Consider the following 13,200-nt stretch of genomic DNA (forward strand, 5'->3'; position numbering starts at 1 on the left):
TTCCGTGACTTCGAGGCAGGCCCCGTGCACGCGACGCACCGCACCCGGATCGCTTCGGTCCGGACCGGGGGCCGATTCCGAGGGCTGCGCACGACCGCCCATCGGGTGAGGGAGGGCCGACCGTGATCGTCCGACCGGTACCCCACCAGCCCGGCAGCGCCGGGACGGCGGGAAGTGGACTCGCGTTGGCCCGATCGGCCCTGTCCGACGCCGCGACCGCCGAACGCCGGTCCGCCACGCTCGGCTGGCTCGCCGACCGGGCACGGGAGCGGCCGATGACGGTCCGCCGCACTCCGCTCGACGAACTCGACGGCTGGAGAAGCGACCCGGCGACGGGGACGATCCGACACCACACCGGGCGGTTCTTCTCAGTGGAGGGGGTGGAGGTCCGGGTCGACGGTGGCGCGGTGCCCTGCTGGCGGCAACCGATGCTGAACCAGCCTGAGATCGGGATCCTGGGGATCCTCACCCGGACCGTGGACGGAGTCGCAGAGTTCCTGCTCCAAGCCAAGGTCGAGCCCGGCAATCCGCGGGGCTATCAACTGTCCCCGACGGTTCAGGCGACACGGTCCAACTACACCGGCGTCCACAACGGACGCCCGGTCCGCTACCTGCAGCACTTCCTGCAGCGCGCCGGACACCGGGTCATCGCCGACGTGCGACAGTCCGAGCAGGGTGCGTGGTTCCTGCAGAAGCGCAACCGAAACATGATTGTCGAGGTCGGAGCCGAGGTCGGCGCCGAGGCCGGTTTCCGGTGGTTCACCCTGGCCGAGATCCACCACCTGCTGGCCGTCGAGAACATCGTCAACATGGACAGCCGCACGGTGTTGTCCTGTTTGCCCGTCGGCGCGGACGCGGTGCCCGCCCGCGACCGGTTCACCGCAGCGCTGCAGGCGTCAATGGCTCGCACCGACGGCCGGCACGACATGATGACGGTGCTCAGCGCCGTCACCGAGGCCCGGACCAGCACCGAGACCACGACCCGTCCGGTCCCCCTGCGCGAGACCACCGGCTGGATACGCCGCGACGGACGCATCCGGCACGAGAGTGGAGCGTTCTTCGAGGTGGTCGGGGTCGACGTGCGCGCAGCGGGTCGAGAGGTCGACGGCTGGTCACAGCCGATGTTCGCGGCCCGCGGCCGGGGCCTCGCCGCGTTCGTCGTCAACGAGACGTCCGGGGTGTTGCACGTGCTCGTGCAGCTGCGTGCCGAGCCCGGCCTGGTCGACGTCGTCGAGCTGGCCCCGACCGTGCAGTGCACCCCGGCGACACTGCAGTCCCTGCCGGCGCTCCCGGCGCCGCCGCTGCTCGACCTGGTGGAAAAGGCCCCAGCTGCGGACGTCCGATTCGACTGTGTGATGGCCGAGGAGGGCGGCCGCTTCCTCGACACCGAGACCCGCTACACGGTCGTCGAGACCACAGACCCGGCCGAGCCGCCCGGCTACCTCTGGGTGACCGTCGGCCAGCTGCAGGAGCTGCTGCGGCACAGCCACTACCTCAACGTGCAGGCCCGCAGCCTGGTCACCTGCCTGCACAGCCTGTCGACCCCCGCGCCGAGGAGGACACTGTGAGTCGACGCGTTGCCGTCACCGGGATCGGCGTGGTCGCACCCGGGGGTATCGGGACAGCAGCCTTCTGGGACCTGCTGACGGACGGCCGGACCGCGACCGGCGCCATCACCCACTTCGATCCGGCCCCGTTCCGCTCACGGATCGCGGCCGAGTGCGACTTCCGCCCGGCCGAGTTCGGTTTCAACGACGAGGAGACGACCAGGCTGGACCGGGCCGTGCAGTTCGCGCTGGCGGCAACGGCCGAGGCGCTGTCGGACAGCGGTATACGCCCGTGGTCCGAGCCGGAGCGCTGGGGGGTCGTCCTCGGGAGCGCGGTCGGGGCCACCATCGGGCTGGACCGCGAGTACGAGCGGGTCAGCCACGGCGGCTCCCGCTGGATCGTCGACCACACCCTCGCGGTGCCGCACCTCTACGACTACTTCGTTCCCAGCTCGATGCCCGCCGAGATCGCCCGCCGGTACGGAGTGCTTGGCCCGGTCACGATGATCTCCGCCGGCTGCACCTCCGGTCTGGACGCTGTCGCCCACGGCGCCGAGCTGGTGCGCGAAGGCAGCGCCGATACGGTTCTGGCAGGCGCGAGCGACGCGCCGATCTCGCCGATCACAGTGGCCTGCTTCGACGCCATCAAGGCGACCAGCTCCCGCAACGACGACCCGGCGACGGCATCCCGGCCGTTTGACGGGACCCGCGACGGGTTCGTCCTGGGTGAGGGCGCGGCGATGTTCGTCCTGGAGGACCTGGAGGCGGCCCGTCGGCGCGGGGCGAGGGTGTACGCGGAGATCGTTGGGACTGCGTCGCGGTGCAACGCCTACCACATGACCGGGCTGCGGGCCGACGGCCGCGAACTGGCGGAGGCGATCACCGCCGCGCTGGACGAGGCCCGCTGCGCACCGGACGACGTCGACTACGTGAACGCGCACGGCTCGGGGACCCGGCAGAACGACCGACACGAGACGGCCGCAGTGAAGAAGGCACTAGGCCCACACGCGTACCGGGTCCCGATGAGCTCGATCAAGTCGATGGTCGGGCACTCACTCGGTGCCATCGGTGCCATCGAGCTGGCCGCATGCGCGCTGGCCATCGACGACCAGGTCGTACCGCCCACCGCGAACCTGACCACTCCCGATCCGGAGTGCGACCTCGACTACGTGCCGCGGATCGCCCGTGACCAGGAGCTGGACCGGGTGCTGAGCATCGGGTCCGGGTTCGGCGGCTTCCAGAGCGCGGTGCTCCTCGCCAGGGACGGGGTGCAGGACAGGTGAGGGCACTGGTGACCGGGATCGGCGTGCTCTCCCCGGTGGGGATCGGTGTCGATGAGCACTGGGCGAGTGTTCTGGAGGGCCGCTGCGGGATCACCGAGCTGGACCGCTGGGACGCCTCGGGTTACCCGGCGGGACGGGCCGGACTGGTGTCCGGGTTCGACCCGGCCGAACACGTCTCGCCCCGCCTGATGCCGCAGACCGACCACATGACCCGGATGACACTCGCCGCCGTCGACGAGGCGCTGCAGGATGCCGGCCGGATCGGCACCCGCCCGGAGTACGCGATGAGCGTGGCGACGGCGGCCTCGGCGGGCGGGTACGAGTTCGGGCAGCGGGAGCTGGGCAAGCTGTGGTCGCAGGGGCCCGGGCACGTGAGCGCGTACCAGTCGTTCGCCTGGTTCTACGCGGTCAACACCGGTCAGATCTCGATCCGGCACGGGATGCGGGGCCCGTCCGGCGTCGTCGTCGCCGACGACGCGGGAGGGCTCGACGTGCTGGCGCAGGCCCGGCGGCATCTGCGGCGTGGCAGCACGCTTGTCGTCACCGGCGCGGTCGACTCGAACGTCTGCCCGTGGGGCTGGGTCGCGCACCTGGCCGGCGGCCGCGTCAGCGGCGAGCGCTACCGGCCGTTCGACGCAGACGCCGACGGCAGCATTCCCGCCGAGGGCGGTGCGATCCTGGTGATCGAGCCGGACGGGGAGGTCGACGGCACGCAGGTGTACGGCTGCATCGCTGGCCACGCCGCGACCTTCGAGGGGGCGTCCGAGGCGCCGGGCTCGGCGCTGGGCCGTGCCGCCGAGGCAGCACTGAAAGACGCCGGGCTGGGCCCGTCGGATGTCGACCTGGTTCTTCCCGACGCGGCCGGGGTGCCCGCGCTCGACCAGGCGGAGCGGGACGCGCTCGTCGGGCTGTTCGGCAGGCGCGGCGTGCCGGTCGCCGTACCGAAGACCGCGACCGGCCGGGTCTCAGCCGGGACCGGGCCCCTCGACGTTGTGCACGCGCTGCTCGCGCTGCGCGACGGCGTCGTGCCGCCGGCGACCGGGCTGCGTCAGCCGCCCGACGACCTGGATCTGGTGCTGGACACGCCGCGCCCAGCGGCACTGTCCACCGCCCTGGTGCTCGCGCGCGGCCGTGGCGGGTTCCACTCCGCCGTCGTCGTGACCCGTTAATCCCACCGACGGCCGACCCGGCCGCCGGACCCACCGAGGAGAGGATCCGTCATGGACCGCACCACCACCCCCGAGCAGGAGAAGCTGGACGCTCCGTTGCTCGCCGAGCTGATGACCCGCGCGGCGGGCGCCCCGGAGTCCGTGCCGGGGGATTTCCTCGACGCACCGTTCGAGGACCTCGGCTACGACTCGCTCGCGCTACTCGAGACCGCCGGTCTGATCCAGGCCCGATGGAGCACCGCGCTCCCGGACGCGGTCGTGGTCGAGGCCCGCACACCGCGCGAGCTGATCGCACTCGTCAACGACGCGATCGCCAGCCGCTGAGCGTCGATCCACAGTTGCCGGAGGAGGGACACTGACATGGCAGGTCGAACCGACAACAGCGTCGACATCGCGGCGCCGATAGACCTCGTGTGGGACATGACCAACGACGTCGAGTCCTGGCCGACTCTGTTCTCGGAGTATGCCGCCGCCGAGATCGTCGAACGGCGGGGCCCGACTCTTCGGATCCGGTTGACACTGCATCCGGACCCGGACGGGCGGGTCTGGAGCTGGGTGTCGGACCGCACGCCCGACCCGGTGACCCGTTCGGTACGGGCGGAGCGGGTGGAGAAGGGGCCGTTCGAGTACATGCAGCTGCATTGGACCTACGAGGAGATCCCCGGCGGCACCCGCATGCGGTGGCGGCAGGACTTCGCGGTCCGCGCGGACGCGCCCTTCACCGAGGAGGCGATCACCGAGCGGCTGAATCGCAACACGACGGCGCAGATGGGCGTAGTCCGGGACAACATCGAGCGGCGGGTGACGGCGTGAGCACCGACTCCACCGCGGGCGTTCCGGCCCTTCCCGCGGAGCGACCGGCCGAGCCGGTCACGGTCGTCCGGACCGACGACGTCAGCCCACTCCCGGGCCGCGGGGCCGACCTGCGGATCGTCCTGAGCCCACGCTCCGGTGGGGCGCAGGAAGGGTTGCTCGTGATCGCCACGATCCGGCCCGGTGAGAGCGTCACCGAGCACTACCACCCGTACTCGGAGGAGCGGGTCACCGTGCTGGGCGGGGCGATGGAACTCACCGTCGGGGAGCATCGCCACGAGATCGGTCCCGACAGCTCGTTCGTGATCCCGCGCGGCATGCGGCACCGGATGACGTGCCTCGGGGACGCCCCGGTCCGGGCCGTTCTGACGATGTCGCCACTCGCACCCAGACCTGAGTGGGGACACGTCGACACTGAGATAACGTGAATCGGAAGATCAACTGAACAAAACCGTTCATCTAACTGTGCTGTGCATCACACTCGATCGGGTCGAAATGTCGTAAAGGCGCGGGTAAATTATCTTCTGTCGGGAAGGTGTCGATTTGGGGGATTCGTGCGGTATCGGGTACTCGGTCGAACAGTGGTGTCCGGAACGCACTCTCCGGTGGAGGACCTTCCGCCGAAACCCCGAGTCGTGCTTGCACTATTGATCATCAACATCGGTCGGGTTGTTCTCGTCGACGAGCTGGCCGACGAGGTGTGGGGTGATCGGCCACCGGCCACGGCGGTGACCACTCTGCAGACCTACGTGTACCGCCTCCGTCGGATGTTCGGGCGGCGGGGCGGTCCGGAACTGCTGACCCGGCCGCTCGGCTACGAGCTCGTCGGCGAGCCCTCCGACGTGGACATGTACCGCTTCGTCGAACACGTCACTCTGGCCCGCCGGGACGCCGCACCGGAGGCCGTCGCAGCGTCCGCGCAGAGCGCGCTCGACCTCTACCAGGGTGAGTTGTTCGCCGACGTCCGGCCAGGACCCCGCATCCGGGCCCAGCGCGAGCGGCTGGCCGAGATGCGGATGTGCGCGAACGAACTGCTCATCCTGTCGGGAATCACGACGGGCCGGCACCGAGAGGCCGTGGAACAGCTCCGGCCGCTGGTCCGGGAGAACCCGCTGAACGAACTCCTGAACGGTTACCTCATGTTTTCCCTCGCCGCCGCGGGCCGCCGTCAGGACGCGCTCGGTGTGTACTCGGTGCTGCGCGACGGAATGATCGAGGAACTCGGACTCGACCCCTGTGAGCCATTGGTGAGGCTGCACCGCCAGGTGTTGTCCGACGGCGATCTCACGCTGCCGTTCGCGGACACCCGATGAGGACCGGGTCCGTCCGGCCGGGAGTGTTGGGTCCGCTCGCCGGTGACCGGCTGGTCGACCCGGTCGCGGTACGGGCGCCGAAACAACGACTGCTGCTCGCACTGCTCATGGTCGAGGCGGACCGGTCGGTGCCGACTGACCTGCTCGTCGACGAACTCTGGGACGGCGACCCACCGGTCAGCTGGGCGACGACCCTTCAGACCTACGTCTACCAGCTCCGGCGGCACACCCGCGACGGGTCACCCGGCCACATCCGGACGACCCGCAGCGGGTACCGGCTCGAAATCGATCCGGCGTTACTCGACTGGCACCAGTTCGAGTGCCTGATCGAGGTGGCAGCCCGCACGTCCTGCCCGGCCAGGGCGGCGGCCGGGTACCGGTCCGCGCTCGCGCTCTGGCGGGGACCGGTGCTCTCCGACGTCGACCGCGGACCACGCCTGCTCGCCGTCGCCGGACGGCTGGATACAGCACGGCGGGCGGCCCAGGCCGCCCACCTCGCAGCGTTGCACGACACCGGGCGGTTCACCGATGTCATCACCGAGGCGCGTGCGGTGCTCGTCGACGACCCGCTGGACACCGACGTGCACGTCTGCCTGATCCGCTCGCTGGCGGCCCGCGGTCGTCGACACGACGCGATCCGGCACGCCCGCCACTTCCACCGCAGGCAGCGCGAGCACGTCGGGCCCATCGGTCCGACCGCCGTCGACCCCGCCTACCTGGAGATCCTGCAGCAGCCCTGAGCCCGGCCATCCGAACACCAGGGAGAGCCGAGGGGAGCCCGTGAAAGTGACCCGAGGGCCGCGCCCGCGGCCCGCCGACCCTCTCGAACGGAGCGTGATCCGTGCGCGTCCTCTTCGCGGTCTCGATGCAGAACTCCCACTTCTTCCCGATGGTGCCGCTCGCGTGGTCGATGCGAGCAGACGGGCACGACGTGCGGGTGGCGCACCCGCCCGCGCTCACCAGTCAGGTCGTCGAGTCCGGGCTGACCTCGGTACCGGTGGGCCGGAACCCGGTGATCACCGACGAGATGCGCTCCCGGCTCCCAGGGCGCGGCGACACCCCGGCGAGCGGGGACGAGAGCCACAACATCGCCCAGAACCTCGGGTTCTTCCGTGGCGTGGCCGGCCTGATGAACGAGGACCTGGCCGCGGTGCTCACCGACTGGCGTCCGGACGTCGTCGTCTACGACTGGCAGTGTTACGCCGCGGCGACGCTCGGCCGCGCACTCGACATCCCGACGGCGCGGTTCCTGTTCGGGCCCGACTTCGCCGGCGGGGTGCCCGGCTGGCGGGACGCCGAGTGTCGGTTCCTCGGCGACATCCTCAGCGACGCGGGTCTGTCGCCGTCGGCGCTCGACGGCGACACCGGTATCGACGTCTGCCCGCCGTTGTTGCAGTTCGATGCGGCCCGCCCGAGCGTCCCGGCCCGCTATGTCCCGTACAACGGTGCCGGCTCGGTGCGGCGCGCCGGGGAGGCCACCGGCCGCCCACGGGTGCTGGTGACCCTCGGCGGGACCTACTCCTGGGTGACCGGTGACCTCGCACCGATGGACGCCGTGGTGTCCGCGCTCGCTGACGTGGACGTCGACCTCGTAGTGGCAGTGCCCGCGCACTCACAGGCACTGGCGCCGGCGCCATCGGACCGGGTCACGGTGGAGGTCGACGTGCCGCTTTCCCTGCTGCTCGAGGGGTGCGACGCGATCCTGCACCATGGCGGCGACGGGACGGTGGCCACTGCGCTGGTGGCCGGGGTTCCGCAGATCATCGCGCCCAGCGGGTTCACCGGGTTCGCCAGTAACCACAGCGCCGACCGGATCGCCCGCTCCGGCGCCGGCACCCGCCTCGAGCTCGCCGAGGGGCCCGGTGCGATCCGGGAGACCGTCGAGCGGGTACTCCGCGACGACGTCATGCGGCACGCTGCGACGGATCGGGCCGAGGGCGAACGTGCCCGGCCCGGGGTGGTGGAGGCCGGCCGCGAGCTGCTGGCGAAGCTCAGCTGAACGCCCCGGGCCTGCTCGTCGGGACGGACGAGGGTCGGCCCGGGGCGGCGGGGCTAGCGCGACGCGGACTCGGTGGCCCGTTCCGCCCGGGCGGAGGCCGCCCGGTCCGGCAGCAGCCCTGCCGCAGCAGCCTCCCGGAGGGTGGGGGCGTTCGCATCCCGCTCGGACACCAGGCGCTCCGCCTCCGGCGGGAGCGGGAGACCAAGGTCCGGGTCGGCCGGATGCACTGCCCGCTCGAGTTCGGCCCGGTAGGGGGCGGAGAGCAGGTAGTGCAGCGTCGCGCCATCGCTCAGGGCGATCCACAGATGCCCAACGCCGACCGGAATGTAGAGCGCGGCGGTGTCATCCCCGGAGACCTCGAAGGCGTCCCACTGACCGAACGTCGATGAGTCGGTCCGCAGGTCGACCGCGATGTCGAGGACCTGGCCGGCCACGCAATGCACCAGCTTGCCGGTGCCCGGCGGGGTAGCCGTGTAATGGACTCCGCGGACCGCGCCGAGGCGGGAGCGGGTGAGGATCGTCTGCTGCACCGCGAACATGCCACGACCGGCGGCCTCCCGGAACGCCGGGTCGGCGAACGGGACCTCGACCTCGCCACGACGGTCGGAGTACCGGGCCCCCTCCAATCGCAGCACGCCGTCGATAGTGGTTCGATGCACCGTCGTGTCCTCTCCTCGGAGCTGGGCAGCCATTTCCGAGAATGACACGGGTGGATCTCGATACGGTCGAATCCTGGTGGAGTCCGGTCAGTGTCGTGGGCGCGGCGGACGGCTCGTCGACTGGATCTCCCGGGTGGCCGAACTCAGTTCTTCGGTGGCCCGCTCGAAGAAACGCATCAGAATTGTGCGTTCGGGCTCCGGATACGCCGATATCAGCCTATCCAGACGGCTGGCGATCGGGGCGAAGAGCTCCCCGCTGCTGCCGAGTCGCTCATCGGCCTCGGTGTCCACGATGCCGATCCGTACCCGCCGCCTGTCCTGAGGATCCGGCCGGCGTGAGACCAGGCCCGCCGAGGCGAGGCGGTCGACGAGCTTGGTGACCGCGCCGGTGGTCAGTCCGGTGCGTCGGGCCAGCTCACCGGCCGTGACCTCCCCGATCAGGTCAAGGAGGTTCAGTGCGTAGAGGTCGGTGGCATTGAGGCCGGCCGCGTCCGCGGTGACTTGCCCGTGAAAGACCATCGCGCTGACGTACTCCCGGAAGATCCGGTTCTCGTAGGCGCTGAGCTCCCACCGGTTGACCGCCGGGCCGGCCCCGTCCTGCTGCTCCACGTACCCCCCTGTCTGCGTCGAGGCGTCACCACTGCCGCCGTCGAGCCGCTGTGGACCGGTTCTCGAGAACTCTCGCACAGACTACCGACACCGAAACGGAAGGAGTGCCATGTCCGGGTGCCGGGTCTGTGGTGGCGATGTCACAACATTCCTCGATCTGGGACAGCAGCCGCTGTCCGATGCCTTTCTTCTGGGCCCCGAACAGATCGAGAGCGAGTTCTTCTACCATCTCCGGGTCGGTTCCTGCCGCTCCTGTCACATGATTCAGCTGCGCGACGAGGTGCCCCGTGAACGGATGTTCCACGAGGAGTACCCGTACCGATCCTCGCTGTCCTCGGTCATGCGGGAGCACTTCGCGACCACCGCGCGGAGCCTGCTGGCGACCGAGCTGAGCGGGCCGGACGCGTTCCTGATCGAACTGGGTTGCAACGACGGGGTGCTGCTCGGGACCGTCGCAGAAGCGGGCGTACGTCACCTGGGGGTGGAGCCGTCCGGTGGGGTCGCAGAGGTCGCCAGAGGACGTGGGCTGTCAGTCCTCACCGCGTTCTTCGAGGAGAAGACGGCGCGCCGGGTGCTCGAAGAGCACGGCCGGGCGGACGTCGTCTACGCGGCCAACACCTTCTGCCATATCCCCTACCTGGACTCGGTGTTCGCCGGTCTGGACGTGCTGCTCACCCCGGACGGCGTGCTCGTCTTCGAGGACCCCTACCTCGGCGACATCGTGGAGCGGGGGTCGTTCGACCAGATCTACGACGAACACTTCTACCTGTTCTCGGCGACGTCGGTGGCCTCGTTGGCCAACCGCTTCGGTTTCGAGCTCGTCGACGTCGTGCGCCTCGGCGTGCACGGCGGAGAGGTCCGCTACACCTTGGCGCGGGCGGGGGCGCGCGTCCCGTCCGCCGCCGTCGCCGACCTGCTGGCCGAGGAGACCGATCGCGCGCTGCACGCCCCCGGAACGCTGGAGGACTTCGCCAAGCGGGTGGACCGGATCTGCGATGACCTGGTCGGCCTGCTGGAGAGGCTGCGCGACGAGGGCCGGCGGGTCGTGGCCTATGGCGCGACCGCCAAGAGCGCGACAGTCACCAACCGGACCGGGATCGGCCCTGACCTGGTCTCCACGGTGTACGACAGCACGCCGGAGAAGCAGGGCAGGCTCACCCCAGGCGCGCACATCCCGGTCTCGCCGGCCGCGGAGTTCACCGCCCCCTACCCGGACTACGCGCTGCTGTTCGCCTGGAACCACGCGGACGAGATCATGCAGCGCGAGAGCGCGTTCCGCGAGGCGGGTGGCCGGTGGATCTCCTATGTACCCGACGTCCGGGTGATGTGAGCCGTGCGCGGGATCGTGCTGGCTGGGGGGGCGGGCAGCCGGTTACGGCCTGCCACCTCGGCGGCGTGCAAGCAGCTGCTGCCGGTCTATGACAAGCCGATGGTCTACTACCCGATCTCGGTCCTGATGTTGGCCGGGATCCGGGAGATCCTGCTCATCTCGACCCCCGAGGACCTGCCGTCGTTCCGGCGGCTGCTCGGGGACGGCACCCACCTCGGGCTCCGGCTGGAGTACGCGGTCCAGGACGCCCCGCGCGGTCTCGCCGACGCCTTCCGGATCGGCGCCGACTTCGTCGCGGACGAGAACGTGGCACTCGTCCTCGGCGACAACCTGTTCCACGGGAGCGGCTTCTCCGACGTGCTCACGCGGTGCGTTCGCGACCTCGACGGGGCCGTCCTAATCGGCTACGAGGTGGACGATCCCCGAGGCTACGGCGTCGCCGAGATCGACGACTGGGGGCGGCTGCTCTCCCTGGAGGAGAAGCCGCGGCACCCGCGGTCCCGGCTGGCGGTCACCGGCCTCTACTTCTACGACCCCCTGGTGGTGGAGATCGCCCGCAGCCTACGGCCCTCGGCCCGTGGAGAGCTGGAAATCACCGACGTGAACCGGACGTACCTGGAAGCTGGACGCGCTTCGCTGGTCGCGCTCGGCCGGGGTTACGCCTGGCTCGACACCGGCACCCACGAGTCCCTCCTGGAGGCATCCCAGTTCGTGCAGACCCTTGAACGACGGCAGGGCGTCCGGATCGCCTGTCTGGAGGAGATCGCACTCCGGCAGGGGCTCATCGGTGCCGAGGAATGCCTCGAGCTGGGCCTGCGGCTCACCGGCTCCGAGTATGGGGGCTACGTCGTCGGGGTCGCCCGGTCCTTCCTCGACGAGGGACCGACCGTCCTGGAAGCAGTGTGACCGGCATGCTCCCGCTGCTCGCCGCCGTGGTGTCGGCGGCGGTGGCGGGCGCGCTGACCGTCGCCCTGCTTGTCCTGCTGCCGCTGCTCATGGCGCAACCCGACGACCGCTATCCGGAGACGAACACGTTCGTGCTGCGGCGGATGGACACCGTCATGCCCCTGCTGACCCTGCTGGGAATCGGCCTCAGCGCAGGTGCGGTGCCGGCCGCCCCGGTCGTCTCCGCGGCCGTCCTTCACGCACTAGCCGTGCTCGGGCTGCTGGTGCTACTGACGGTCTCCGCGATCGTGCTGCGCCGGGTGAACGCCTCCATCGCAGCCGCGCCCGGGCCTGCGGAGCTCCGGGTGCTGCGCCACCGGTGGCGGGGATGGCACCTGACGCGGGTCGGTGGAGCGCTCGCCGCTGCCGTCGCCAACACCGCAGCCGTTCTCCTCTCCTGAGTCTCCAAGAAGGGAACCCGCATGCCCACCAGAGTCTGGGACTACCTGCCCGAGTACGAGACCGAGCGGGACGATCTGCTGGACGCGGTGCAGACCGTCTTCGGGTCCGGGCAGCTCGTCTTCGGGCCCAGCGTCGCCGGGTTTGAGGCCGAGTTCGCGGCCTACCACGGTGTCGCGCACTGCGTCGGCGTCGATAACGGGACGAACGCGATCGAGCTCGGTCTCGAAGCGATCGGCATCCGGCCCGGCGACGAGGTGATCACCGTGTCGAACACCGCCGCCCCGACCGTCGTCGCGATCGACGCGATGGGCGCGGTGCCGAGGTTCGTCGACGTCCGGGAGGAGGACTTCCTGATGGACGTCGACGCGGTCGAGGCCGCGGTCACCTCGCGCACGCGGTGCATCGTCCCGGTACACCTGTACGGGCAGTGCGTGGACATGGCGCCGCTGCGCCGGATCGCGGAACGGCACGGCATCGCGATCCTGGAGGACTGCGCGCAGGCCCACGGCGCCCGCCACCACGGCGCGCTCGCCGGCACCTTCGGAGCCGCCGCCGCGTTCTCCTTCTACCCGACGAAGGTCCTCGGCGCCTACGGCGACGGCGGCGCGGTGCTGACCAGCTCGGCCGAGGTGGACCGCGCGTTGCGACGGTTGCGCTACTACGGGATGGACGACGTATACCACACGGAGTCCACCCCCGCGCACAACAGCAGGCTGGACGCGGTCCAAGCGGAGATCCTGCGCCGGAAGCTGACTCGGCTGAACTCCTACCTGGCCGCCCGCCGGGCGGTCGCAGACCGGTACGCCGACGCCCTGTCCGGCACCGACCTAGTGCTGCCGTCGGTCGCCGATGGCAACGATCACGTCTACTACGTCTACGTCGTCCGGCATCCGCGCCGGGACGCGATCCTCCAGAAGCTGCGCGCCGACGACATCCACCTCAACATCAGCTACCCGTGGCCGGTGCACACGATGCGCGGATTCACCCGCCTCGGGGTGCCGGCCGGCGCGCTGCCGGTGACCGAGCGTCTGGCGACCGAGATCTTCTCCTTGCCTATGTACCCGAGCCTGCCCCGAGACCTGCAGGACCGCGTGATCGATGCGGTCCTGCAGGCCCTCGCGGCGGTCTGAC

Annotated in this window: 15 protein-coding genes; 13 read left to right on the forward strand and 2 right to left on the reverse strand. The window is 70.5% G+C overall.

Translation table 11 applies throughout. From position 1 onward, the window contains the following. Positions 1–185: 185 nt before the first annotated feature. The 9 genes from Ae717Ps2_RS33700 (at position 186) to Ae717Ps2_RS33740 (ending at position 8,124) form a co-directional block, all read left to right on the forward strand. Positions 186–1,568: an NDP-hexose 2,3-dehydratase family protein gene (locus Ae717Ps2_RS33700; RefSeq protein WP_198932390.1), complete on the forward strand. Its 1,383-nt coding sequence runs from the start codon at positions 186–188 to the stop codon at positions 1,566–1,568. After that, positions 1,565–2,830, forward strand: a complete 1,266-nt coding sequence (locus tag Ae717Ps2_RS33705; protein ID WP_075334873.1) for a beta-ketoacyl synthase — start codon at positions 1,565–1,567, stop codon at positions 2,828–2,830. The genes Ae717Ps2_RS33700 and Ae717Ps2_RS33705 overlap by 4 nt, the downstream gene beginning before the upstream one ends. Further along, positions 2,827–3,999, forward strand: a complete 1,173-nt coding sequence (locus Ae717Ps2_RS33710) for a beta-ketoacyl synthase N-terminal-like domain-containing protein (protein WP_075334874.1) — start codon at positions 2,827–2,829, stop codon at positions 3,997–3,999. The genes Ae717Ps2_RS33705 and Ae717Ps2_RS33710 overlap by 4 nt, the downstream gene beginning before the upstream one ends. A 51-nt stretch (positions 4,000–4,050) precedes the next feature. Beyond that, positions 4,051–4,323 carry an acyl carrier protein gene (locus tag Ae717Ps2_RS33715; protein WP_075334875.1) on the forward strand — a complete coding sequence of 91 codons (273 nt, stop codon included), beginning with the start codon at positions 4,051–4,053 and terminating at the stop codon, positions 4,321–4,323. A 36-nt stretch (positions 4,324–4,359) separates the two neighbouring features. After that, on the forward strand, positions 4,360–4,812 hold the full coding sequence (locus Ae717Ps2_RS33720; protein ID WP_075334876.1) for an SRPBCC family protein: 453 nt from the start codon (positions 4,360–4,362) through the stop codon (positions 4,810–4,812). Next, entirely contained in the window at positions 4,809–5,240 is a 432-nt protein-coding gene (locus tag Ae717Ps2_RS33725; protein ID WP_075334877.1) for a cupin domain-containing protein, read from the forward strand. Before Ae717Ps2_RS33720 ends, Ae717Ps2_RS33725 begins: the two co-directional genes overlap by 4 nt. Before the next feature lie 177 nt (positions 5,241–5,417). Next, entirely contained in the window at positions 5,418–6,125 is a 708-nt protein-coding gene (locus Ae717Ps2_RS33730; protein ID WP_255407995.1) for an AfsR/SARP family transcriptional regulator, read from the forward strand. Further along, positions 6,122–6,865: a BTAD domain-containing putative transcriptional regulator gene (locus tag Ae717Ps2_RS33735; protein WP_083702737.1), complete on the forward strand. Its 744-nt coding sequence runs from the start codon at positions 6,122–6,124 to the stop codon at positions 6,863–6,865. Before Ae717Ps2_RS33730 ends, Ae717Ps2_RS33735 begins: the two co-directional genes overlap by 4 nt. Before the next feature lie 101 nt (positions 6,866–6,966). Next, a complete protein-coding gene (locus Ae717Ps2_RS33740; RefSeq protein ID WP_075334879.1) occupies positions 6,967–8,124 on the forward strand; it encodes a nucleotide disphospho-sugar-binding domain-containing protein in 1,158 nt (385 codons plus the stop codon). 53 nt (positions 8,125–8,177) lie between these two features. Here the strand turns inward: Ae717Ps2_RS33740 and Ae717Ps2_RS33745 are convergent, their stop codons facing one another. Together Ae717Ps2_RS33745 and Ae717Ps2_RS33750 are read right to left on the reverse strand one after the other, a co-directional pair. Next, positions 8,178–8,783 carry a dTDP-4-dehydrorhamnose 3,5-epimerase family protein gene (locus Ae717Ps2_RS33745; RefSeq protein WP_075334922.1) on the reverse strand — a complete coding sequence of 202 codons (606 nt, stop codon included), beginning with the start codon at positions 8,781–8,783 and terminating at the stop codon, positions 8,178–8,180. Between the two features lie 87 nt (positions 8,784–8,870). Beyond that, entirely contained in the window at positions 8,871–9,392 is a 522-nt protein-coding gene (locus Ae717Ps2_RS33750; protein WP_075334880.1) for a MarR family winged helix-turn-helix transcriptional regulator, read from the reverse strand. 109 nt (positions 9,393–9,501) lie between these two features. Here Ae717Ps2_RS33750 and Ae717Ps2_RS33755 point away from each other — a divergent pair, with 109 nt between their 5' ends. Genes Ae717Ps2_RS33755 through Ae717Ps2_RS33770 form a run of 4 tightly spaced genes read left to right on the forward strand, consistent with a single transcriptional unit; the run spans position 9,502 to position 13,199 of the window. Beyond that, positions 9,502–10,722 (forward strand): class I SAM-dependent methyltransferase, encoded by a 1,221-nt coding sequence (locus Ae717Ps2_RS33755; RefSeq protein ID WP_075334881.1) that lies wholly within the window; start codon positions 9,502–9,504, stop codon positions 10,720–10,722. A gap of 3 nt (positions 10,723–10,725) precedes the next feature. Next, entirely contained in the window at positions 10,726–11,628 is a 903-nt protein-coding gene (gene rfbA / locus Ae717Ps2_RS33760; RefSeq protein ID WP_075334882.1) for a glucose-1-phosphate thymidylyltransferase RfbA, read from the forward strand. Beyond that, positions 11,625–12,068: a DUF1772 domain-containing protein gene (locus tag Ae717Ps2_RS33765; protein WP_075334883.1), complete on the forward strand. Its 444-nt coding sequence runs from the start codon at positions 11,625–11,627 to the stop codon at positions 12,066–12,068. Before rfbA ends, Ae717Ps2_RS33765 begins: the two co-directional genes overlap by 4 nt. 21 nt (positions 12,069–12,089) lie before the next feature. Further along, the gene (locus tag Ae717Ps2_RS33770; RefSeq protein WP_075334884.1) at positions 12,090–13,199 is read left to right on the forward strand and encodes a DegT/DnrJ/EryC1/StrS aminotransferase family protein; all 1,110 of its coding nucleotides are present in this window, start codon (positions 12,090–12,092) and stop codon (positions 13,197–13,199) included. The last annotated feature ends 1 nt before the right edge of the window (position 13,200 follow it).

Source organism: Pseudonocardia sp. Ae717_Ps2 (assembly GCF_001932475.1).
Lineage (GTDB): Bacteria > Actinomycetota > Actinomycetes > Mycobacteriales > Pseudonocardiaceae > Pseudonocardia.